20 protein-coding genes are annotated in these 20,913 nt (G+C 48.1%); 19 read left to right on the top strand and 1 reads right to left on the bottom strand.

Annotated features, from left to right (window positions below; all coding sequences use genetic code 11):
* Nucleotides 1-203 precede the first annotated feature (203 nt).
* Entirely contained in the window at nt 204-1,808 is a 1,605-nt protein-coding gene (locus tag M3212_RS04480) for a CTP synthase (RefSeq protein ID WP_251192756.1), read from the top strand.
* A 262-nt stretch (nt 1,809-2,070) separates the two neighbouring features.
* Here the strand turns inward: M3212_RS04480 and M3212_RS04485 are convergent, their stop codons facing one another.
* Complete coding sequence (locus M3212_RS04485; RefSeq protein WP_251192757.1) at nt 2,071-2,595, bottom strand: DUF2529 family protein; 525 nt, start codon at nt 2,593-2,595, stop codon at nt 2,071-2,073.
* A 224-nt stretch (nt 2,596-2,819) separates the two neighbouring features.
* On the opposite strand from M3212_RS04485, the gene M3212_RS04490 reads away from it, so the two are divergent.
* The 18 genes from M3212_RS04490 to M3212_RS04575 all read left to right on the top strand — a co-directional run bounded on the left by M3212_RS04490 (nt 2,820) and on the right by M3212_RS04575 (nt 20,897).
* Nucleotides 2,820-3,179 carry a response regulator gene (locus M3212_RS04490; protein ID WP_251192758.1) on the top strand — a complete coding sequence of 120 codons (360 nt, stop codon included), beginning with the start codon at nt 2,820-2,822 and terminating at the stop codon, nt 3,177-3,179.
* A 230-nt stretch (nt 3,180-3,409) separates the two neighbouring features.
* Nucleotides 3,410-4,273, top strand: coding sequence for a class II fructose-1,6-bisphosphate aldolase (fba, locus tag M3212_RS04495; RefSeq protein ID WP_251192759.1), 864 nt, complete (start codon nt 3,410-3,412; stop codon nt 4,271-4,273).
* Between the two features lie 164 nt (nt 4,274-4,437).
* Nucleotides 4,438-5,079: a fructose-6-phosphate aldolase gene (gene fsa / locus M3212_RS04500; RefSeq protein ID WP_251192760.1), complete on the top strand. Its 642-nt coding sequence runs from the start codon at nt 4,438-4,440 to the stop codon at nt 5,077-5,079.
* Between the two features lie 297 nt (nt 5,080-5,376).
* The gene (locus tag M3212_RS04505; protein WP_251192761.1) at nt 5,377-6,660 is read left to right on the top strand and encodes a UDP-N-acetylglucosamine 1-carboxyvinyltransferase; all 1,284 of its coding nucleotides are present in this window, start codon (nt 5,377-5,379) and stop codon (nt 6,658-6,660) included.
* Nucleotides 6,661-6,690: 30 nt separating this feature from the next.
* Nucleotides 6,691-7,656 carry a class II fructose-bisphosphatase gene (glpX, locus tag M3212_RS04510; RefSeq protein WP_251192762.1) on the top strand — a complete coding sequence of 322 codons (966 nt, stop codon included), beginning with the start codon at nt 6,691-6,693 and terminating at the stop codon, nt 7,654-7,656.
* A 344-nt stretch (nt 7,657-8,000) separates the two neighbouring features.
* Complete coding sequence (gene rho, locus M3212_RS04515; RefSeq protein WP_251192763.1) at nt 8,001-9,275, top strand: transcription termination factor Rho; 1,275 nt, start codon at nt 8,001-8,003, stop codon at nt 9,273-9,275.
* A 115-nt stretch (nt 9,276-9,390) separates the two neighbouring features.
* Nucleotides 9,391-9,636 carry a type B 50S ribosomal protein L31 gene (locus tag M3212_RS04520; RefSeq protein WP_251192764.1) on the top strand — a complete coding sequence of 82 codons (246 nt, stop codon included), beginning with the start codon at nt 9,391-9,393 and terminating at the stop codon, nt 9,634-9,636.
* 527 nt (nt 9,637-10,163) lie between these two features.
* Complete coding sequence (locus M3212_RS04525) at nt 10,164-10,955, top strand: ABC transporter ATP-binding protein (RefSeq protein ID WP_251192765.1); 792 nt, start codon at nt 10,164-10,166, stop codon at nt 10,953-10,955.
* Nucleotides 10,955-11,770 (top strand): ABC transporter permease, encoded by an 816-nt coding sequence (locus M3212_RS04530; RefSeq protein WP_251192766.1) that lies wholly within the window; start codon nt 10,955-10,957, stop codon nt 11,768-11,770. Before M3212_RS04525 ends, M3212_RS04530 begins: the two co-directional genes overlap by 1 nt.
* Before the next feature lie 44 nt (nt 11,771-11,814).
* Nucleotides 11,815-12,825 carry an ABC transporter substrate-binding protein gene (locus tag M3212_RS04535; RefSeq protein ID WP_251192767.1) on the top strand — a complete coding sequence of 337 codons (1,011 nt, stop codon included), beginning with the start codon at nt 11,815-11,817 and terminating at the stop codon, nt 12,823-12,825.
* Nucleotides 12,826-12,839: 14 nt separating this feature from the next.
* A complete protein-coding gene (locus M3212_RS04540) occupies nt 12,840-14,264 on the top strand; it encodes a UbiD family decarboxylase (RefSeq protein ID WP_251192768.1) in 1,425 nt (474 codons plus the stop codon).
* Nucleotides 14,265-14,443: 179 nt separating this feature from the next.
* Nucleotides 14,444-15,169, top strand: a complete 726-nt coding sequence (gene pxpB / locus M3212_RS04545) for a 5-oxoprolinase subunit PxpB (protein WP_251192769.1) — start codon at nt 14,444-14,446, stop codon at nt 15,167-15,169.
* The gene (locus M3212_RS04550; RefSeq protein WP_251192770.1) at nt 15,166-16,173 is read left to right on the top strand and encodes a biotin-dependent carboxyltransferase family protein; all 1,008 of its coding nucleotides are present in this window, start codon (nt 15,166-15,168) and stop codon (nt 16,171-16,173) included. The genes pxpB and M3212_RS04550 overlap by 4 nt, the downstream gene beginning before the upstream one ends.
* 104 nt (nt 16,174-16,277) lie before the next feature.
* Nucleotides 16,278-17,045, top strand: a complete 768-nt coding sequence (locus M3212_RS04555; RefSeq protein WP_251192771.1) for a LamB/YcsF family protein — start codon at nt 16,278-16,280, stop codon at nt 17,043-17,045.
* Between the two features lie 17 nt (nt 17,046-17,062).
* Nucleotides 17,063-18,751, top strand: a complete 1,689-nt coding sequence (locus tag M3212_RS04560) for an FAD-binding protein (protein WP_251192772.1) — start codon at nt 17,063-17,065, stop codon at nt 18,749-18,751.
* Nucleotides 18,752-18,767: 16 nt separating this feature from the next.
* Entirely contained in the window at nt 18,768-19,079 is a 312-nt protein-coding gene (locus M3212_RS04565) for a 2Fe-2S iron-sulfur cluster-binding protein (RefSeq protein WP_251192773.1), read from the top strand.
* A gap of 13 nt (nt 19,080-19,092) precedes the next feature.
* On the top strand, nt 19,093-19,941 hold the full coding sequence (locus tag M3212_RS04570; protein ID WP_251192774.1) for an FAD binding domain-containing protein: 849 nt from the start codon (nt 19,093-19,095) through the stop codon (nt 19,939-19,941).
* Complete coding sequence (locus M3212_RS04575; RefSeq protein WP_251192775.1) at nt 19,938-20,897, top strand: 4,5-dihydroxyphthalate decarboxylase; 960 nt, start codon at nt 19,938-19,940, stop codon at nt 20,895-20,897. Before M3212_RS04570 ends, M3212_RS04575 begins: the two co-directional genes overlap by 4 nt.
* The last annotated feature ends 16 nt before the right edge of the window (nt 20,898-20,913 follow it).

A 20,913-nucleotide genomic window follows, 5' to 3' on the forward strand; every position in this document is an offset into this window, starting at 1 on the left:
TAAATGTCTCTTGACTTCTCCTCTTATTCTAGGTAGAATCATTTTTGGGCTTTAGAAATCGATCAGGATATAAAAGATAGAAGAAACAAAAGTGCGCCCCCTTTTTCTGAGGGAGGGCTGTCACTTTTGTTTTTTTATTTGAATAAGGAAACCATAATAGTAACTAAACTTTTCATGTTATATAAGGCAAGGGAGACGATTAGATGACAACAAAGTATATTTTTGTAACCGGTGGCGTTGTATCATCACTTGGGAAGGGGATTACAGCGGCATCCCTTGGACGATTGCTGAAAAATCGCGGCCTGAAGGTCACGATCCAGAAGTTCGATCCATATATTAATGTCGACCCTGGGACGATGAGTCCATACCAGCACGGGGAAGTATTTGTCACGGATGATGGAGCCGAAACGGATCTTGATCTCGGCCATTATGAACGCTTTATCGATATTAACCTGAGTCAGAACAGCAATGTCACAACTGGAAAAATTTACTCAACGGTATTGAAAAAGGAACGACGTGGCGACTATTTAGGTGGTACGGTTCAGGTTATTCCCCATGTGACAAATGAAATCAAGGAACGTGTTTTCAGAGCAGGGCGCGAAACAAACGCCGATGTCGTCATTACCGAAATTGGCGGTACTGTCGGCGACATTGAGAGCTTGCCGTTTCTTGAAGCAATTCGCCAAATTAAAAGTGATGTCGGGTTTGATAATGTGATGTACATTCATTGTACCCTCATTCCTTATTTGGCTGCGGCGGGAGAAATGAAGTCGAAGCCTACGCAGCATAGCGTGAAGGAGCTGCGCAGCCTTGGTATTCAGCCGAACGTGATTGTCGTCCGGACAGAAAGACCTGTGCCTCAGGATATGAAGGAAAAAATCGCGCTCTTCTGCGACATTCATAAGGATGCCGTTATTGAAGCGCGCGATGCGTCGACCTTATATCAGGTGCCGTTGGACTTGCAGGCGCAAAAGCTTGACTCGATTGTTTGTCAGCATTTAAAGCTTGATTGTCAGTCGGCCGAGATGAGTGAATGGATTGAACTGGTTGAAAAAGTACAGCATCTATCCCGCAAAGTGAAGATTGCCCTGGTTGGAAAATATGTCGCTCTGCCGGATGCCTATTTATCGGTGGCCGAGGCACTTCGCCATGCCGGATACGCCTTTGATGCTGATATCGAAATTGACTGGGTCCATGCGGAAGATGTCACAGATGAAAATGCGGCACAACTTCTGGCGGAAGCGGACGGTATCCTTGTACCGGGCGGCTTCGGTGATCGTGGAGTCGAAGGTAAAATTTCGGCGATCCGCTATGCGCGCGAGAATAAGATCCCATTCCTCGGAATTTGCCTTGGCATGCAGCTGGCAACGGTGGAATTCGCCCGTAACGTACTCGGATTGGAGGGAGCTCATTCTGCCGAGCTTGATCCAATGACGCCTTACCCGATTATCGATTTACTTCCTGAACAGAAGGAAATCGAGGATCTTGGCGGAACGCTGCGTTTAGGTCTTTTCCCGTGCAAGCTTCAGGAGGATTCACTTGCTCACCGGACATACGAGGAACAAATCGTTTACGAGCGTCACCGTCATCGCTATGAGTTCAATAATGAATACCGCGAGCAGATGGAACAGGAAGGCTTTATTTTCTCCGGGACAAGCCCGGACGGACGCTTAATTGAAATTATTGAGCTTGCTGATCATCCTTATTTTATCGCCTCCCAGTTTCATCCGGAATTCCGCTCAAGACCGACGCGTCCTCAGCCGTTATTCAGAGAGTTTATCGGAGCGTCATTAAAACAATTCAGTTAAACAGATAGAGGGAAAAGGAGATCTCAAAGAAGCTGCTGAAAAAGTACGGTTTTCACTTTTTCAGCAGCTTTTTAGTAATGAGCGTAGCCGTTGCCTGATTTTTAAAACGTTACTTTGAGAGAAGCATGAAACAGATTCGAAGAAGGGCGACAGTTCCGTTCGTTACGCGCTCTTCTGAAAGAACACCACTTTCAGAAGAGCTTCAACCCCTTGTAACGACTCCACATGTCGCTTCTAAAAAAAGCCGCAACGCGGCTTTTTCTTATTCATACTCTGCTAAAATGTCGTGGATGAGTAAGGATAAACAGAAATAGATGTAGAGAGCAGCGAGGGAAAGTGGATAGCCGATGCGGTCTCCGCTTTCGGTCGGCACAAGCCCCTGATGCAGCGGCAGGGGAAGATGGACATCAACTTCCTCAGGAACGGGTACGGCACCGCTGGCTGGGCCGCTGATGAGAACACAAGGAATAGAATATTCGAAAAGCCTAGAAATGAGCTGGAGCAGCTCGGGATCATCCGCCGATCGCGCGATCAGCAGCACCCGGTCGGCTGAAGAGAGTGAGGGGACCGCTGCCAGTGTCAGCGGTTTTGCCTGCTCGAATTTTTCCGCGCCATAAAGCGCTTCCGCTGTCACGGCCGTCATCTCGTCCTTGCCATATAAATAGAGATGTCCATCCCCGACCAAGGCCTGACTAAGCAGCCTTGCCGCGTCCTCGAGCTTCTCGTCTTCCTGTTCCGCTATTTTCTTTAACAGACCATTTAGCTGTGTTGTAAATATTTTTAGCAATTTGTTTAAACTCCTTTACTATTGTCGATATATTATAGCGCAGAATGGGATAGTCATAAAGGCAGGGGTGTTTTTTTGCCCGAATGGAATTGAAGTTGCAAAATGCAAATTGAAGCAGGATTTTACATGTCAGTGCAGAATAGGAATGGGTGGAGGATAACGTTATATGAGAAATGGGCGACCGTTCTCAGGATATATCAGCAAAGAGAAAAGGGGTGGCTTTCATGAAGAAAATCCTCGTAGTCGATGATCAGTACGGAATACGAATCTTGCTTTGTGAAATTCTTCAAAAGGACGGATATCAAATGTTTGAGGCTGCCAATGGTGTCCAGGCATTGAAGATTGTGGAGGAGGAACAGCCTGATTTAGTGTTACTTGATATGAAGATTCCTGGAATGGACGGATTGGAAATATTAAAGCGGATTAAGGAGGATCATGAGCATATTAACGTCATTATGATGACGGCTTATGGAGAATTGAATCTTATTTATGAAGCGATGAATTTAGGAGCAATTACTCATTTTGCCAAGCCGTTTGATATTGATGACATTCGCGAAGTCATTCGCAAAAGCTTAAGTGTGTAGCTGTCGCCATTGATAAAACGCTTTCTTATAAAAAAACAGACCATTCCTTGCACAAAGGCGTGTAATTTCAGGTCATTATGCTATAATGGACTCGTTCAATTAATGAAACATCGTATAGAGTTTTTTTGTTTAGAGAGAATTTTCCCGATACATAAACATCTCTGAAGAGGGAATCTTGTTAATGGACAAAAGAGTTCTATCATTTGCTCAATCGTAAAGGAGGACATTCAATGCCTTTAGTATCAATGAAAGATATGCTTAACAAAGCGAAGGCGGAAGGTTATGCAGTAGGTCAGTTTAACATCAATAACCTTGAATTTACACAAGCCATTTTACAGGCGGCGGAGGAAGAAAAGTCTCCGGTTATTCTAGGGGTTTCAGAAGGGGCGGCCCGTTATATGGGCGGTTTCAAAACAGTTGTCAGTATCGTGGAAGCGCTAATGGCAGAGTATCAGACATCAGTACCTGTTGCGATTCACCTCGATCATGGTTCGAGCTTTGAAAAATGTGTGGAGGCAATTCATGCCGGATTTACGTCTGTCATGATTGATGGCTCGCATTACCCGCTTGCTGAAAATATTGCATTAACAAAGCGTGTCGTTGATGTGGCTCATGCTCTTAATGTTTCAGTCGAAGCAGAGCTTGGTCGGATTGGCGGACAAGAGGATGATCTCATCGTCGAAGATGCTGAAGCGGCGTATGCGATTCCGGAGGAGTGCAAGGAGCTGGTGGAAGCGACTGGTGTTGACTGCTTTGCACCTGCATTAGGCTCCGTTCACGGTCCATATAAAGGTGAACCAAACCTCGGCTTTGACCATATGAAGAAGATTGACAGCTTAGTCGGGATTCCACTCGTGCTGCACGGCGGAACGGGAATTCCTACGGCCGATATTAAAAAGGCGATTCAGTTTGGCCATGCCAAAATCAATGTCAATACGGAAAACCAGATCTCATCTGCGAAGGCGGTTCGTGAATATCTCGCTGCCAACCCTGAACAGTATGATCCACGCAAATATTTAGGGCCGGCCCGTGAGGCGATTAAAGAAACTGTTAAAGGAAAAATGCAGGAATTCGGCTCTTCAAATAAAGCATAATTGAAGAAATAGAGCGAGAGACCTACATACGGGGACTCCCTCTTATCTTGCGACTCCGCATTGCTTCGGGGATGTCTCAAAAGGGAAGATAAACTCTTTTGAGACATCCCCTTATCTTAATGAACGATGTAACCGATTTTACACTATGTGAAAGGGTGATGAACATGAAGTTTTTTATTGATACAGCTAATCTTGATGAAATCAAAGAAGCACATGCCTTAGGTATTCTCGCCGGGGTTACGACCAATCCGTCCTTAGTGGCGATAGAGGGCGTTGATTTTCATGAGCGGCTTCGCGAAATTACTTCGCTTGTCCCGGGCTCTGTCAGCGCTGAAGTGATTGCGCTTGATGCCGAAGGAATGATCAGTGAAGGGAAGGAATTGGCGGCGATTGCCCCGAATATTACAGTGAAAGTCCCGATGACGACGGAAGGGTTGAAAGCCGTCCATGCCTTTTCTGAACTATCAATTAAAACAAATGTCACCCTTGTTTTCTCAGCAACGCAGGCCTTGCTCGCCGCCCGGGCGGGAGCCACATATGTCTCTCCATTCCTTGGACGCCTTGATGACATCGGCCATAACGGTTTGGATTTGATTAGTGAAATTGTCGAGATTTTCGAGATTCATGACATTCCGACGGAAATTATCGCCGCATCCGTACGTCATCCTGTCCATGTCAATGAGGCTGCGCGCAGGGGAGCACATATTGCGACCATTCCATTTAAGGTAATCCAGCAGCTTACGAAGCATCCATTAACTGACCAAGGAATTGAAAAGTTCCTGGCTGATTGGAAGGAACGCACGTAAAGATAGAGGGGCACAAACTCATAATAGGGAGATCAGTGCCGGGCTTGGGTCAAAAGGGTTTCCCCTTTTGGCACAAGTCCGTAGCTTCTCTGCTATTCTCGGATTGATTAAGGGTTACGGCCATTTTGCCGGTTCCTCCTACTCCATATTATTCACGAATTTATCCATCCTATTAAACGATTCCCTTGCCAATCTGACACACAAAAGCTCGTTACTTTCTCCTTGTTATGGTTATAATGGAAATAGAGAAGTTACCAACGTGTCTTCGGGCTGAGTAATAATGGAAGGGATGCGATTATGGATAAATTAATGATTAAAGGCGGCAAGCCTTTAGAAGGAACTGTACAAATAAGCGGAGCTAAGAATAGTGCGGTTGCTTTAATTCCCGCAGCCATCTTGGCTGATTCTTATGTGACAATCGATAATCTGCCAGAAATATCTGACGTGCAGCTGTTAGCTGAACTCCTGAAAGAAATCGGGGGAGAGGTGCAGCTTAACGCTCAGGAAATTACGATAAACCCGGCTGCAATGATTTCGATGCCGCTGCCAAACGGCCGCGTCAAAAAACTGCGCGCCTCCTACTATTTGATGGGAGCGATGCTTGGAAAATTTAAAAAAGCTGTCATTGGTCTCCCGGGAGGATGCAATCTTGGTCCCCGTCCGATTGATCAGCATATTAAAGGGTTTGAAGCGCTTGGCGCAAAGGTGACGAATGAGCAGGGAGCGATTTATTTGCGGGCCGAGGAGCTTCGCGGCGCGAAGATCTACCTTGATGTTGTCAGCGTCGGAGCGACGATTAATATTATGCTGGCCGCCGTACGGGCCAAAGGACAAACGATTATTGAAAACGCGGCGAAGGAGCCTGAAATCATAGATGTCGCTACTCTGTTGACGAGCATGGGAGCTAAAATAAAGGGAGCAGGCACAAACGTCATCCGGATTGATGGCGTCGACTCCTTAAGCGGCTGCAGGCATTCGATTATTCCCGACCGGATTGAAGCCGGAACGTATATGATTATTGCCGCTGCTGTTGGACAGAAGGTAGTCATTGATAATATTATTCCTTATCACGTGGAATCGCTGATTGCCAAGCTTAGGGAGATGGGAGTAACGATTGAAGTCGAGGATGATCGGCTGCTCATACATAACAGCACCAAGAAAAAGGGTGTTGATATTAAGACGCTTGTTTATCCTGGTTTTCCAACTGACCTCCAACAGCCTTTTACGAGTCTGCTGACTCAGGCCCAAGGTACGAGTATTGTCACCGATACGATTTATAACGCACGTTTTAAGCATATTGATGAATTGAGACGGATGGGCGCCAATGTTAAAGTCGAAGGCCGCTCCGCTATTATCAACGGAAGTACGACACTGCAGGGCGCAAGGGTGAGGGCAAGTGACCTCCGCGCGGGTGCTGCCTTGGTCGTCGCTGGTCTTCTCGCCGAAGGGGTGACGGAAGTTTCCGGACTGGAGCATATTGATCGCGGCTATGCCAATTTAGTCGAAAAGCTTGTCGGTCTTGGTGCGGAAATATGGAGAGAAAAAATGACAGAAGAAGAATTGGATCAGGTGAAAAGCTAAAGGATACAAGCGAGAAAAGGGGGAGAAAAAATGGAAAGAAGTTTATCGATGGAATTAGTCCGGGTTACCGAAGCAGCGGCGCTTGCTTCGGGACGATGGATGGGACGCGGCAATAAAGAGGAAGCCGACCGTGCCGCTACAGAAGCAATGCGGGATGTCTTTGACACGATTCCGATGAAGGGAACGGTCGTCATCGGAGAAGGGGAAATGGATGAAGCGCCGATGCTTTATATCGGTGAAAAGCTGGGGAATGGCTATGGTCCGCGGGTCGATGTCGCGGTCGATCCATTGGAGGGCACGAATATCGTCGCCTCCGGGCAATGGAATGCCCTCGCGGTTTTGGCGGTCGCTGATCACTCGAACCTCCTGCATGCTCCGGATATGTATATGGATAAAATCGCGGTAGGTCCAGAGTCTGTCGGCAAAGTCGATATTAATGCACCGATTCTTGACAATCTTCAGGCGGTGGCCAAAGCGAAGAATAAGGATGTTGAAGATCTTGTCGTTGTCATTTTAAACCGCAAGCGGCACGAGAAAATGATTGAAGAAATCCGGTCAGCCGGTGCCCGGATTAAGCTTCTTCCGGATGGAGATGTCGCAGCCGCTGTCAATACGGCTTTTGGCGATACAGGAGTCGATCTGCTGCTCGGCTCAGGCGGGGCCCCGGAAGGCGTACTGGCGGCCGTCGGCTTGAAATGTCTCGGAGGAGAGCTTCAGGGCAAGCTGCTGCCGCAAAATGATGCCGAGCTTCAACGCTGCAAGAAGATGGGCATTGAAGATGTGTCGAAAGTTCTTTATATGGATGATCTCGTCAAGGGGGACGACTGTATCTTTGCCGCTACCGGTGTAACGGACGGGGAACTTTTACGCGGAGTGCGCTACAATGGAACGACGGCCACGACACAATCGCTTGTCATGCGGGCAAAATCAGGAACCGTCCGATTTGTTGACGGGAAACACAGCATGAAAAAGAAACCGGATCTCGTTATTCGCTAATTTTTTATCAGCAAAAATAAGTTCAATAAAAACGCTGGCACTGTCGCGACTATGGAAGGCGGTGCCTTATGTTTGGCGAAGCACATGAAAGAGACTTGAATAATATGTTGAAATATGGGTAAAATATAGCTAATATAGACATGCTTTGCTTTTGCTAATCACATTCACCGATTCCATCTCCGAAACCCTCCATTCTTCCTTTATGCTTTTTCAAGGGATTACCCTTAGAAATAAAAGGTATTGTCAAGAATTGAGTTGCGATCTTCATTATTATTTTTCGTAATCACAGCAATCATTGCCGCTGGCGGCCAATGATTTATTAATTATAGAAGCGTGGTGTAACAATGGGAGTCCATATCTCAGATTTAGAAAATATGAAGCTAAAAGAGCTTTATGAACTTGCTAGGGAATATAAAGTATCCTATTACAGCAAGTTAACAAAAAAAGAACTAATATTTGCTATATTAAAAGGTCAGGCCGAGCAGGATGGGCTGATGTTTATGGAAGGCGTGCTTGAGATCATCCAGACGGAAGGCTTTGGCTTCTTGCGGCCGATCAATTACATGCCGAGCTCTGAGGATATTTACATTTCGGCCTCGCAGATTCGCCGCTTTGATCTTCGAAACGGCGATAAAGTCTCAGGGAAGGTGCGTCCTCCTAAGGAGAACGAACGCTATCACGGGCTTCTTCACGTCGAGGCGGTAAATGGTGATGCACCGGAGACTTCGAAGGAACGTCCCCACTTCCCGGCTTTAACTCCACTCTATCCTGAACAAAAAATCGAGCTTGAAACAGCTCCTGGACGTATTTCCTCACGAATCATTGATATGATTTCACCGGTTGGGTTCGGGCAGCGTGGCTTAATTGTCGCACCTCCTAAGGCAGGGAAGACGTCCTTGATGAAGGAAGTGGCCAACAGCATTGCTGAAAATCATCCCGACGTTGAATTAATTGTGCTGTTAATTGATGAGCGTCCTGAGGAAGTTACCGATATTGAACGGTCTGTCAAAGCGGAAGTCGTCAGTTCCACTTTCGATGAGGTGCCGGAAAACCATATCAAGGTGGCTGAGCTCGTGCTTGAGCGGGCAATGCGTCTCGTCGAGCATCGAAAAGATGTGGTCATCCTGATGGACAGTATTACACGACTGGCGCGTGCCTATAATTTGGTCATTCCGCCAAGCGGACGAACGCTCTCCGGGGGGATTGATCCGGCGGCTTTCCATCGTCCGAAGCGTTTTTTCGGGGCGGCAAGAAATATTGAAGAGGGCGGCAGCCTGACAATACTGGCGACGGCTCTCGTCGAGACCGGTTCAAGAATGGACGATGTCATTTACGAGGAATTTAAAGGAACGGGCAACATGGAGCTGCATCTCGACCGGAAGCTGGCTGAACGCCGGATTTTCCCGTCAATCGACATTCGCCGCTCCGGTACAAGAAAAGAAGAGCTGTTATTGCCGAAGAACCAGCTTGAAAAGCTTTGGGCCATTCGGAAGACGATGAACGATTCACCGGAATTTGTCGATCACTTCATCAAACGAGTGAAGGATACGAAAACGAATCTTGACTTTTTTGAAGTAATGGAAGATGAAATGAACAGGCAGGGCCGCAGAAGAAGCTGATCAAGAAACTTCATTTTCATAGTTGCAATTCTAAGCCTGACTTGATATAATTTCGTCATGTGTGATCAGATAAACTCTGTTTCGAAAAGATTCAGGGCAAAAGGAGATGAAGGAAATGAAACAAGGTATTCACCCAAATTACCAAAAAGTGGTATTTATGGATACAAGCACTGGTTTTAAGTTTCTAAGCGGATCAACAAAAGGATCAAGCGAAACAATTGAATGGGAAGATGGTAACACCTATCCCCTTTTAAAAGTTGAAATTAGTGCGGATTCACACCCATTCTACACTGGTAAGCAGAAGCTTAACGATGTAGGCGGACGTGTCGATCGCTTTAAGAAGAAATATAATATGAAATAAGAGCATATGCTGCACAACGCTCAGCTTTCTCAGGGAGCTGGACCCGCCGGCCGAGAGGAAGAGTGGCGAGGGCTTCAGAAGCTGAGCATGCTTAGTGAGGGTGTCCCGAATGATTGGGACACCCTCCTTTTTTAAAGGCTGAGACATCGGTAAAGTGTGAATTTTTCGGAAATGGCGAACAAAACACTGGCGTGGAGCTATATTCGGAGTGGTCGAGTACCTTTTCATTCTTTGGATTTTGCACACCCTAATGTGGCTTTCTTATTATTTCCCGAAAAAAATGCGTGAGAGAAGATGTGTCATGTTTTACATAGCAGTCTGCATTTCTGTTAAAATAAAACTGAATTTTCACAAACACCTCATATAGAACAATATGGAAAAACGGCTTTAAATTAACTGTTTTAAAAGATTTATCAACTCTCATAATAAAGATAAATTGTTTGACGGGAATTTTAAGAGATGATAAAATCAGTATACCCTATAGGTATAGTCAGTTTTGGGGAATAAAGAGATAGAGAGGGTATAACATGGCGACAAAACCGAAGTTAGAAATTAAAAACCTCGCGGTGCGTTATAATACAAAAGACTCAAGTACACTCGCCTTAACCGGGGTTGATTTAACCGTGGAAGATGGAGAATTTGTCGCGGTTGTCGGACCGAGCGGGTGCGGAAAGTCTACTTTGTTAAAAGTAGTTTCCAATCTGATTAAGCCGGCGGAAGGCTCTGTTCTGATTGATGGCGAGCCGGTTAAAAAAATTCCCGATGGCGTCGGGATGGTCTTCCAAAATGACGCGCTGCTCCCATGGAAATCAGTGCTCGATAATGTCCGCCTGCCGCTCGCTGTGAAAAACCAGCCGAAAGAGGCGCAGGAAGAAACGGCGCGCAAGTATATTGAGATGGTTGGCCTGTCCGGTTTTGAAGACTTTTATCCGAAGCAGCTTTCAGGCGGTATGAAAAAACGTGTGGCGCTGGCCCGTGCTTTTACATACGATCCATCTCTTTACCTGATGGATGAACCATTTGGTCCACTGGATGCGCAGACAAGGGTCATTATTGGGGAGGAATTTTTGAAAATGTGGGAGAAGGTCGGTAAAAGTGTCCTCTTTATTACCCATGATATTGAGGAAGCGATTGCGCTGGCGGATAAGGTTGTCGTCATGTCGAACCGTCCAGGACGGATTAAAGCTGAATTTAAGATCGATATCGAGCGCCCGCGTCCTTTTTACGAAACGCGCTTTAATCCAACATTTCAAAGATTGCAGAAAGAGATTTGGCAAGCTTTGGCCGAAGCAAATAAAGAAGTTGGGAGTCAGCTGTAATGAGTAACGAAGAGAAGAACAACCAAACAAAGACATCCCCTGGTCAAACGATTGCGAAAAAAAACAATAATGAATCATTAATTGTCTGGACAGGACGGATATTAGTCGGGGTTATTATTTTATTTTTTTGGGAATGGACATCAGGACGCTTTTTTAATGAATTTTGGATTAGTAAGCCTTCCTTAATCGTGGAACGAATTGTCGATTTAACGGTGGGCGGTGACTTATGGTATCATGTCGGCTTTACGCTGCAGCAGGCGATCATCGGTCTTGTCATCGGGATGGTGCTCGGTACGTTACTCGGAGTGGCGCTGGCCTCGACTCACTGGCTTGATAAGTGGATTTATCCATATATGATGGCGCTCTACAGCCTGCCGCGTGTTGCTCTCGCGCCGCTTTTTGTTGTCTGGTTCGGGATCGGGATGACGTCAAAGATTATTATGGTTATCGCAATGGTCATCTTTGTCGCGTTCTACAATGCTTATGAAGGCATTAAAAATATCGACCGTGATCTGCTTGATATGATGAAAACATACAAAGCAAATCGCTTGAAGACGTTCACGTGGGTCGTCCTTCCGTCGATTACGGTATGGATTTTGACGAGTTTGCGCCTGAACATCGGGATGGCTCTGATCGGGGCCGTAATTGCGGAATTAATCGGCTCGAATCGCGGTCTGGGCTATTATATTACCTATTCTTCCGGGCTTCTTGATATTACGGGAGTCTTTACCGGATTGGTCTTAATTATGATTATTGCTGTTATTTTAGAGCAGATCATCGTTCAATTCGAGAAAAAGCTTCTCAGATATCGTTAATTACTTATAAAATGATGATCTTATTCGAAAGTGGAGGGAACAAGATGAAAGTAAAAGTATGGGTACTATCTTTATTGGCAGTAATGGTAATTGCACTAACCGCGTGCGGCGGTAATGAGCCGGAGCAGGGAGCCGGAGAGCAGCCTGAAGGAACGGATCAGGGGAATGGAACAGAAGAGAACATGACCATCCGTCTCGGGCTTGTCTGTGGAGGGATGACCCCGCTTTTGGCACAAATCGGAATTAATGATGGGTCATTTGAGGAAGCCGGGTTAACCGTTGAAGAAAATTGCTTTACATCTGGTTCAGATGCCGTTCAAGCATTGGTCGGCGGAAGTATTGATGCCAACCTCGGTTCTTATGAGCATGTTCTTCGCTTTGCCAATAATGCCTTGTCTGTCAAAGCTTACGGACAGCTTTATGATGGAATTGGTTATTCACTAGTTGTCAGAGAGGATGCTCCTTATCAAGGATTGGAAGATCTAGCTGGCGAAACATTGGCTGTTACACGTGCGGGAAGCTTGTCTGATACTGGGCTTCGCCACGGTCTTGAAGCAAGTGGAATTGATCCTGATCGTGATGTTGAAATCATTGGCAGCGGCAGCGGGGCAAGTATGTTTGCTTCGATTGAAAACTCTCAGGTAGCCGGTGGAATGGTGTCAGAGCCAACCATTTCGCAAATGGTCTCTTCCGGTGATTTCAGAGTTCTTTATGAGCCGGAGGTTGAATATGCGGGGATCGTCGTCATGGCGACAACAGAATGGGTTGACGAAAACAGTGAAGCGATGACCGTCTTTTTACGAGTGCTAAATGAAATTAATGACCGCGTCAAAGATGATCCGTCTTTAGCGGTGGAACCGATGCAGCAGAACTTTGAGAACATTGAGCCTGACGTGCTGGAAATGGCGATTGCCAATCAACTGGCACGTGTCCCTGAAGGATTGAGAGTAACTGAAGAAGGTGCGGCTAATGTGGCGGAAACAGCGGTCGAATTAGAGATTATTGAGGAGCCTGTTTCGTTTGACGAGGCTGTCGACTTATCTTACCTACCTTAAGGAGGGCTTGAACGATGGGGAAGGACTTGCGGACGTATTTAAAGCAGCTCAATGAGCTGAACCCGAACAGCATTCGTGTTGTTGGGGAAGAGGTCGATCCAAGATTCGGAATTACGGGCTATGCGGCTCGCCTTGCGGAACAAGGCGAGTACCCTGGCCTCATTTTTTCAAATGTTAAGGGTGCTCATTTGTCATGCATCTCGAATTTGCTGACGACGTATGAACGGATCGCGTTATTTTTAAACTGTGAAGTGCCGGACATTCCGCGCGTATTTGGTGAGAAGATCCGCAACCAGATTCCGCCGACGGTCGTCCCTGCCGAGCAGGCGCCGGTGAAAGAGAACATATTGATGGGTGATGAGGCTGATTTATCGAAGCTTCCAATTCCGGTCCATAATGAAATGGACGGAGGGCCTTATTTATCAGCCGGGGTAATGGTGATCCGCGACCCTGAAAGCAAGGAAATAAACGCCGGGATTTACCGTCATCAAATTTATGACAAGCGTAAATTAGGGGTTTGGTTTCTCGGTGCGCATCATGGCGGCTTGATACATAAGAAATACGAAAAAGAAGGGAAGTCAGCGCCGGTGGCGATCGTTCTCGGCCATCATCCCGGCTTTTTAATGGGGGCTGTCTCCCGTATTCAGGGAATTGGAGGGGAGTATGAAGTTGCCGGCTCGTTGATCGGTGAATCGCTTCATGTCGTCAAGGCGGAGACGTCTGATTTGATGGTTCCGGCCGATGCAGAAATCATCATTGAAGGGGAAATCCTAGCCAATGAGGAAGCGCCGGAAGGTCCTTTCGGTGAGTGGCCGGGTCATTATCTTGGGGGCGGCTCTGTACCTGTGATTCGAGTGACGTGTATTACCCACCGAAACCAGGCGATCTTCCAGGATATTGTCGCTTCGAGTAGAGAGCATTTAATGGTTGGCGGGATTCCGCGCTCGGGCAGTATTTATCACTCGGTGAAATCCGTCGTCCCTAGTCTTAATACGGTCAATGTACCACATTATGCGCGGATGCACTGCTATATTTCACTGCATAAGGAACGGGATGCCGACGTCAAAAAAGCGGCTTTTACAGCATTGAACACAGAGCAGGAAAATCTCCGTCACATCGTCGTCGTCGATGATGATATCAATGTTTTTAATGAGGAAGAAGTGGCTTGGGCGGTCGGGACACGCTTTGATGCTGAACGTGATCAGCTCATTATCCCGAAGTGGAACGGACCTGGCGGGCTGCTGCCGACAAACTGGGACTATCATGAGGATGGGTCCCATACAGCGCGAATGTCGAGCGCTGTCATTGTCGATGCGACAAAGCCGGCTCCGCCAATTCCTTATCCGAAGCGGGCAGTTGTGCCAAAGGAGCATGTTGATAAGGCGAAACCCGAGCAATTAAGAGCATTGAGCGAAGAAGAAAAAGGGCAGTGGTTTTAAACCCAACCTTCACGACTGCTTTCAGCTGTTTTAAAAGACGAGGATGACTGGCTACGGCGGCGCTTTTCCAGCATCGTCCAGCCTTCACTCGCTGCTTCGGGGTTGTATCAAAGGAAAAACCTCCTTTTGATACAACCCCTCTTTACATCGCAGTAATCATAAGAAAGAGGGGTGAGAGAATGAAAGCAATCAATCTTTTTCCATTTGGTGATTCTGCCCTTGTCGTTCAGCTGGGCAATGAAGTCGATCCTGCTACGCATGAAAAGGTTCAACTGCTTTGCGCTTATCTTGATGAGCATCCACCTGCGGGGATGACTGAATATTTGCCAGCCTTTACTAACGTGACGATCTATTATGATGGTTATCAGGTTTTGCAGGAAGCCGGTCAGGATTCGGAGCAACTGCCTTATGAACTTTTCCGTGAACGGGTGCGGCAACTGCTTGAGAAAATTGAACGGGGCGAACAGGTTGAAGCGCGAACAGTAGAGATACCAGTCTATTATGGAGGGGAGCTCGGTCGGGATTTGGAAACCGTTGCCCGCCATAATTCCCTGACTCCGGAGGAAGTGATCCGGATTCATACGGAAGGGGACTATCTTACATATATGGTCGGGTTTGCTCCGGGCTTTCCTTATTTGGGAGGACTTTCAGAGCGGATCGCGACACCAAGGCGGGAAACGCCCCGGTTGGCGATACCGGCCGGCACAGTCGGCATTGCGGGAACCCAGACCGGCGTTTACCCGATTGAAACTCCGGGAGGCTGGCAGCTTATCGGCCATACACCTGTAAAGCTGTTTCAACCGGAGCAATGGCCGCCTACCCTCATACAAGCTGGTGATCGAGTCAAATTCAAAGCGATCAGCAAGGATGAATATGATCAGCTCGTAAAGGAGGGGGCGCAATGAGCATTTTGGTGGAAAAGCCCGGTTTATTAACAACCGTACAGGACAATGGAAGAATCGGCTTTCAGAAATTCGGCATTATTGCCAGTGGGGCGATGGATCGCTACGCCTTGCGGGCGGCAAATGTGCTTTTGGAAAATGATGAGTATGAGGCGGCGCTCGAGATCACATTGGTTGGTCCGACAGTAACCTTTACGGAAGATGCGCTAATCGCGATCTGCGGCGCTGATCTGTCGCCAATGGTTGAGAAAAAGCCGGTGCCGATGTGGAGGGCTGTCTTTGTGAAAAAAGGGACAACCTTGTCGTTCGGCGCGGCGAAGCACGGGACGAGAGCGTATTTAGCGGTTGCTGGTGGATATGATATACCTGAGGTGATGAACAGCCGCTCGACCTATTTAAGGGCTGGAATTGGTGGCTTCGAAGGTCGTGCGCTGAAAGCGAATGACCAGCTTTACATAAGGAAATCGAACCGGCAGGACAGGCTGGAGGCATTAAAGCAAAGAGCAGGCGAGGAGCCGTTTTGTGAAGCAACATTGCCGCTCTTCCGCTATATCAGGCCTTCCTACGAAACGAATCCGCTTATTCGTGTCGTAAAAGGGATGCAGGCCGACAGCTTCGAGCAGGAGAGTATCGACGCCTTTTACCGTGAGCCGTTTAAAGTGCTGCCACAATCAGACCGGATGGGGTTCCGACTCGCGGGACCGCCCTTGCGCTTGAAGCATAAGGAGCAATTATTGTCCGAGGCGGTGACCTTCGGCAGCATCCAGGTTCCGTCAGACGGCAATCCGATTGTGCTGATGGCCGATCGCCAGACAACCGGCGGCTATCACAAAATCGCCCAGGTGATTACCGTCGATTTGCCGGTGATGGCTCAATTAAATCTGGGAGCGGAGGTCCGTTTTAAAGAAGTGTCACTTGAGGAAGCTCAGCTCCTGCTACTTGAACAGGAATTAAACTTTGAACAATTAAAGCAAGGTGTGCGATTATATAATAAAGGAATAAAGTAATCGATACCTAATGATCTAACAGGGGAAGACCACTCTTTAGCAGGAGCGGTGCCCCCGAGTTTGTAGAAAATTTTTACCATTCCAAATTCAAGGAGGATGTCAACATGAGTGTAGTCGATTTAAACTGTGATATGGGTGAGAGTTTTGGCGCTTATAAGATGGGAACGGATGAACAAATTTTAAAATATGTTACTTCTGCTAACATCGCCTGCGGCTTTCATGCCGGAGACGCGACGACGATGCGGAAGACGGTCAAGCTGGCGCTTGAGAACGATGTCGCGATTGGAGCGCATCCGGGCCTGCAGGATTTAATTGGCTTTGGCCGGAGAGATATGGATATTTCCCCGCAGGAAGCGTACGATATTGTTGTCTATCAGATTGGTGCGATGTACGGCTTTGTTAAGTCAGAAGGGGCCAGAATGCAGCATGTTAAGGCACACGGTTCCTTATACAATATGGCTTCCGTTAATAAGGATTTGGCGGAGGCGATTGCCGAGGCAGTTTACAAGGTCGACCCAGAACTCATTTTATTCGGTCTTGCGAATGGGGAGCTGTTAAAAGCGGGAGAACGGATCGGCTTAAGAACTGGCAGTGAAGTTTTTGCTGATCGCACATATCAGGAGGACGGGACGCTAACATCGCGGCGCCTGCCGAATGCGATGATTGAGAGCGAAGCGGAATCGGTGCAGCAGGTCATTCGCATGGTGAAAGAAAAGAAAGTACGTTGCCAGCAAAATAAAGATATTTCGATTCTTGCCGAAACGATCTGTATTCACGGCGACGGACCGAACGCCCTGGCCTATGCGAAGAAAATTAAGCAGGAGCTTGAGCAGGCTGACATTACCGTGCAAGCAATTGGCAAAGAAAAATAAACTGAGGAGCGAATATGATGACAGCAAACAACTATGAAACAGATGTATTAGTCGTCGGATCAGGAGCGGCCGGAATGATGGCCGCGCGGGCTGCGGCGGATGAAGGAGCGAATGTCATCATTGCCGACAAAAGCTTGATCGGCCGGGGCGGAGCAACGATTATTGCCCAGATGACAGTGGCTGTTGCATTAGGTGAGGCCGAAGAGGACAGCACAGAGCTTCATTTTGAGGATACGATGGACGGAAGCCGCGGTTTAGGTGATGCTGAGATTATTAGAGCGATTGTTGAAAGAGGCCCTGAAGTGATCAATGAGGTAGAGGGCTACGGCGTGAAATGGGCGCGAACGGAAGACGGAAAGCGCTCGCAGGTTGTCTCGCCAGGTCATTCGAAGCGCCGCTGTGTCTATGTCGATATTTTAAATACGGGTGGTGCGACGGCAAACGGATTAAAGCGGGCGATTTGGAAGGATGAAAAGATCACCCGCCTGAAAAACGTCATGATTACCCGCCTGGTGAAACACGAAGGCCGTGTTGTCGGGGCGGTTGGCTTTTCGATGGAGGATATGGTACCGATCAGCATTTCCGCTTCACAGGTCATTTTGGCGACAGGTGGGCTGACGGAAGTGTACGAGCGTAACAGTGCGTCATCGAATATGACCGGGGACGGCTTTATGTTAGCGGCAGAAGCCGGTGGTGAATTGCGTGACATGGAAATGGTGCAGTTCTTCCCGATTGCTCATCTGTTTCCACCATTAGTCGGAATTGATCCAATTATGTGGGACCCATTCCGCTATAAACTTGGAGGAAGGCTGTTAAATGGCGAGCATGAGGAATTTATGCAGCGCTATAATGGGGAAGTGGCCGGGAAGTACACGGCGACGAGAGATTTAACAAGCTATGCGATTTTCAAAGAGGTCGAAGCCGGACGAGGCTCGGAGCATGGCGGAGCTTATCTCGATTTCCGGATGGTTCCGGAGGAGAAGCTGAAAGAAGGCTTCGGACCGGTGATCGAGATTTTGAAGTCGCAGGGCGTTGATTTGACGAAGCAAATGGTTGAGGTTGCGCCGATGGCTCATTTCATGCTCGGTGGGGTTAAAGTGGATAAGGCAATGAAAACAACAGTGCCAAATCTGCTTGCCTGCGGCGAACTGATTTATGGAATGCACGGGGCGAACCGTCTGTCCGGCAACGCGATTACAGAAGCACTGGTGACGGGAAGAATTGCTGGTGAAACAGCGGCGAAGGACTTGCAGCAGCGTGAGGATGAGATTGTAAAGAAAGAATTGGAACAGGAATGGGCGCAGCTTCAGTCGTTCTGGTATCCGGAGAAAGTGGAAAAGGATCAGGAGTCGATTCTTGGGCTGAGACGAAAAATCCAGAAAATTCTTTGGAAAGGTTCCGGTCCGTTAAGAACAGAAGAGGAGCTGCAGCAGGCACTTGGCGAAATTGAAAAAGTGGAAGCTGAAGTGAAAGAGGTGGCACTGGCGCCGCAAAACAGCTACGCGCTTTCGCTGGTGGAAAAGATCGAAGCGGTCAATATGGCCCGGTTAGGGAAGGCGATCATTCAAGGAGCGATCGAACGTAAGGAAACACGGGGCGCTCACGTCAGACTTGACTATCCGGAGCAGCTTGATAAAGCATACAGTTCATTATTTACGCTTAATGAGGCAGGAGAATGGACGTTCAATAAAGTGGAGATGGAATAAAAGGAGGAAGGTACATATGGCAGAGATTACATTGCACATCACTCGCGGAAGCGAACAAGAAGGGAAGCATGAAGAAACGTACCAGGTTCCTTTTGTCGAAGGAATGAGTCTGCTTGATGCCATTTTCTGGATCAGGGAGCATAAGGATCCGACTTTGGCTGTCCGCTATTCCTGCCGGTCAGCCAACGCCTGCAAAGAGTGCATGGCCGTCGTTGATGGTAAGGCCGGCTACTTGTGCAGCATCCGGGCGGAAGAGAACAGTGAACAAAAAATCGAACCTTTAGCCGCACGACCTTGGGTGAAGGATTTAACGACAGCAATCGAATAGGCGGTGAAGAAGTATGTGGTATCGACCGGATAATTTGGAACAAGCACTTGCACTTCTTGCTGAAGAGCAGCCGACGATTGTCTGCGGGGGAACCGACTTGTTCGTAAACTGGGAAGCGAGAAAGAAGCAGAGCCCGGCCAGAGCGTGGCTCGATATTCAGCATATCCCCGAGCTGCGGCGTCTTGAGCAGACGGCGGAAGGAATTGAAATTGGCGCAGCAGTAACAGCGGCAGAACTGTGGCAAAGTCCGGTGACAGAAGGACTCGCCGCACTCCGTGAAGCATGTCAAGTCGTCGGCGGCTGGCAGATTCAAAACCGTGCGTCGATTGGCGGTAATTTTGCCAATGCTTCCCCAGCGGCGGATATGATCGTGCCATTAATCGCCTATGGGGCTGTGTTAACACTGGCGAGTCGTTCTGGCACGAGAAAAGTCGCGGCCGCTGACTTTGTCACTGGACCGAAGACAACGGTTCTTCAGGATGATGAGATGATTACCGGCGTTTTAATCCCGCACGAGGTCGCCGGTGTCCCGCAAACATTTTTGCGTCATGACCAGCGGGGCGGAACAGATATTTCATTAGTATCGGTAGCCGCGGTCGTAAAAGGAAGCGGCGCAGAGAAGGAATGGATCAAGATCGCTGTCGGGGCTGCTAATGCCACAGTTGTGACATTGAACAGTGATGAGCTGAACCGGATCGAGCTGACCGAGGAAGCGATCATGAACATTGCCCGGCTCTATGCCAATGCCTGTCATCCGATTACCGATGTCCGAGCAAGTGCCGAATACCGGAAGGAAATGGTCAAGGTGTTCGTCAAAAAAGCATTGATGAAGCTTACAGCAAAGGCGGGGGGAGAAGCATGAAAAAAACATTAAGTCTTGCCGTTTCAAAAAGCGACCGGACCCAATCCATCATCAGCGGTCAGGCAGCGCTGGCTGATTATGACCTTGAGCTTAAAAGCACGATGGTCGAGGAGATCTTTGAAAAGCAAGTATCGGAAGCAAGCTACGACATCGCTGAAATGTCGCTTGCCTCTTATTTAATCGGTCTTAGCAAAGGTGAAACGCGGCTGACGGCGATCCCGGTTTTTCTGTCGCGTTCTTTCCGGCATAATGCAATTTATGTCCGCTCTGACGCGCCATGGCAGCATCCTAGCGAATTGAAGGGACGCCGCTTCGGGGTACCTGAATATCAAATGACAGCAGCGGTTTGGGTGCGCGCCTACTTCCGTCATGAATGGAATGTTGCGACGGAGGAACTGAACTGGGTGACATACCGTCCAGAGCGGATCCCTGTTGATACCCCGGCGGAGCGGGCTGAATCAGGCGATATTTTCAAGGCATTGGTTGATGGTGAAGTCGATGCGATTATGACAGCAAGACGACCGCCGGCGGAATACTTTTCCCTTTCCGGAGAAGGGGGAGAAATCCGCCGTCTCATTCCCGATGTCTGGACAGTCGAGCGTGACTACTATGAGCGCACCGGCATTTTTCCAATCATGCATCTCGTTTCGTTGCGCAAGGAAGCTGTTGAAAACGATCCCCAGCTGGCAAAGCAGGTCTATGAATTGTTCTTGAAGGAAAAGCAGCAAGCGCAGCTTCGCCTATTTGAAACGGTGAAAAACGAAACATCGGCGCCGTTTTTATGGGAAGCTGCCGAGAGGTCGGCCAAGCTGCTTGGCGACGACATCTGGCCTTATGGACTGAAGCGGAATTGGGCGCAAATCGAAAGCTTTATGCAATATTTGAAAGAAGACGGGCTTATCTCGAGAACCTTCACGAAGGATGAAGTGTTTGATTCCAGTCTCTTGGACACATAAGCAGACAAGGATCATA

Source organism: Halalkalibacter oceani (assembly GCF_023715705.1).
Taxonomy (GTDB): Bacteria; Bacillota; Bacilli; order Bacillales; family Bacillaceae_D; genus Halalkalibacter; species Halalkalibacter oceani_A.

Bases quoted from the DNA above. Each gene is read 5' to 3' on its own strand.
- M3212_RS04480 (WP_251192756.1), top strand. From the start codon at position 204: ATGACAACAAAGTATATTTTTGTAACCGGTGGCGTTGTATCATCACTT.
- M3212_RS04490 (WP_251192758.1), top strand. From the start codon at position 2,820: ATGAAGAAAATCCTCGTAGTCGATGATCAGTACGGAATACGAATCTTG.
- fba (WP_251192759.1), top strand. From the start codon at position 3,410: ATGCCTTTAGTATCAATGAAAGATATGCTTAACAAAGCGAAGGCGGAA.
- fsa (WP_251192760.1), top strand. From the start codon at position 4,438: ATGAAGTTTTTTATTGATACAGCTAATCTTGATGAAATCAAAGAAGCA.
- M3212_RS04505 (WP_251192761.1), top strand. From the start codon at position 5,377: ATGGATAAATTAATGATTAAAGGCGGCAAGCCTTTAGAAGGAACTGTA.
- glpX (WP_251192762.1), top strand. From the start codon at position 6,691: ATGGAAAGAAGTTTATCGATGGAATTAGTCCGGGTTACCGAAGCAGCG.
- rho (WP_251192763.1), top strand. From the start codon at position 8,001: ATGGGAGTCCATATCTCAGATTTAGAAAATATGAAGCTAAAAGAGCTT.
- M3212_RS04520 (WP_251192764.1), top strand. From the start codon at position 9,391: ATGAAACAAGGTATTCACCCAAATTACCAAAAAGTGGTATTTATGGAT.
- M3212_RS04525 (WP_251192765.1), top strand. From the start codon at position 10,164: ATGGCGACAAAACCGAAGTTAGAAATTAAAAACCTCGCGGTGCGTTAT.
- M3212_RS04530 (WP_251192766.1), top strand. From the start codon at position 10,955: ATGAGTAACGAAGAGAAGAACAACCAAACAAAGACATCCCCTGGTCAA.
- M3212_RS04535 (WP_251192767.1), top strand. From the start codon at position 11,815: ATGAAAGTAAAAGTATGGGTACTATCTTTATTGGCAGTAATGGTAATT.
- M3212_RS04540 (WP_251192768.1), top strand. From the start codon at position 12,840: ATGGGGAAGGACTTGCGGACGTATTTAAAGCAGCTCAATGAGCTGAAC.
- pxpB (WP_251192769.1), top strand. From the start codon at position 14,444: ATGAAAGCAATCAATCTTTTTCCATTTGGTGATTCTGCCCTTGTCGTT.
- M3212_RS04550 (WP_251192770.1), top strand. From the start codon at position 15,166: ATGAGCATTTTGGTGGAAAAGCCCGGTTTATTAACAACCGTACAGGAC.
- M3212_RS04555 (WP_251192771.1), top strand. From the start codon at position 16,278: ATGAGTGTAGTCGATTTAAACTGTGATATGGGTGAGAGTTTTGGCGCT.
- M3212_RS04560 (WP_251192772.1), top strand. From the start codon at position 17,063: ATGACAGCAAACAACTATGAAACAGATGTATTAGTCGTCGGATCAGGA.
- M3212_RS04565 (WP_251192773.1), top strand. From the start codon at position 18,768: ATGGCAGAGATTACATTGCACATCACTCGCGGAAGCGAACAAGAAGGG.
- M3212_RS04570 (WP_251192774.1), top strand. From the start codon at position 19,093: ATGTGGTATCGACCGGATAATTTGGAACAAGCACTTGCACTTCTTGCT.
- M3212_RS04575 (WP_251192775.1), top strand. From the start codon at position 19,938: ATGAAAAAAACATTAAGTCTTGCCGTTTCAAAAAGCGACCGGACCCAA.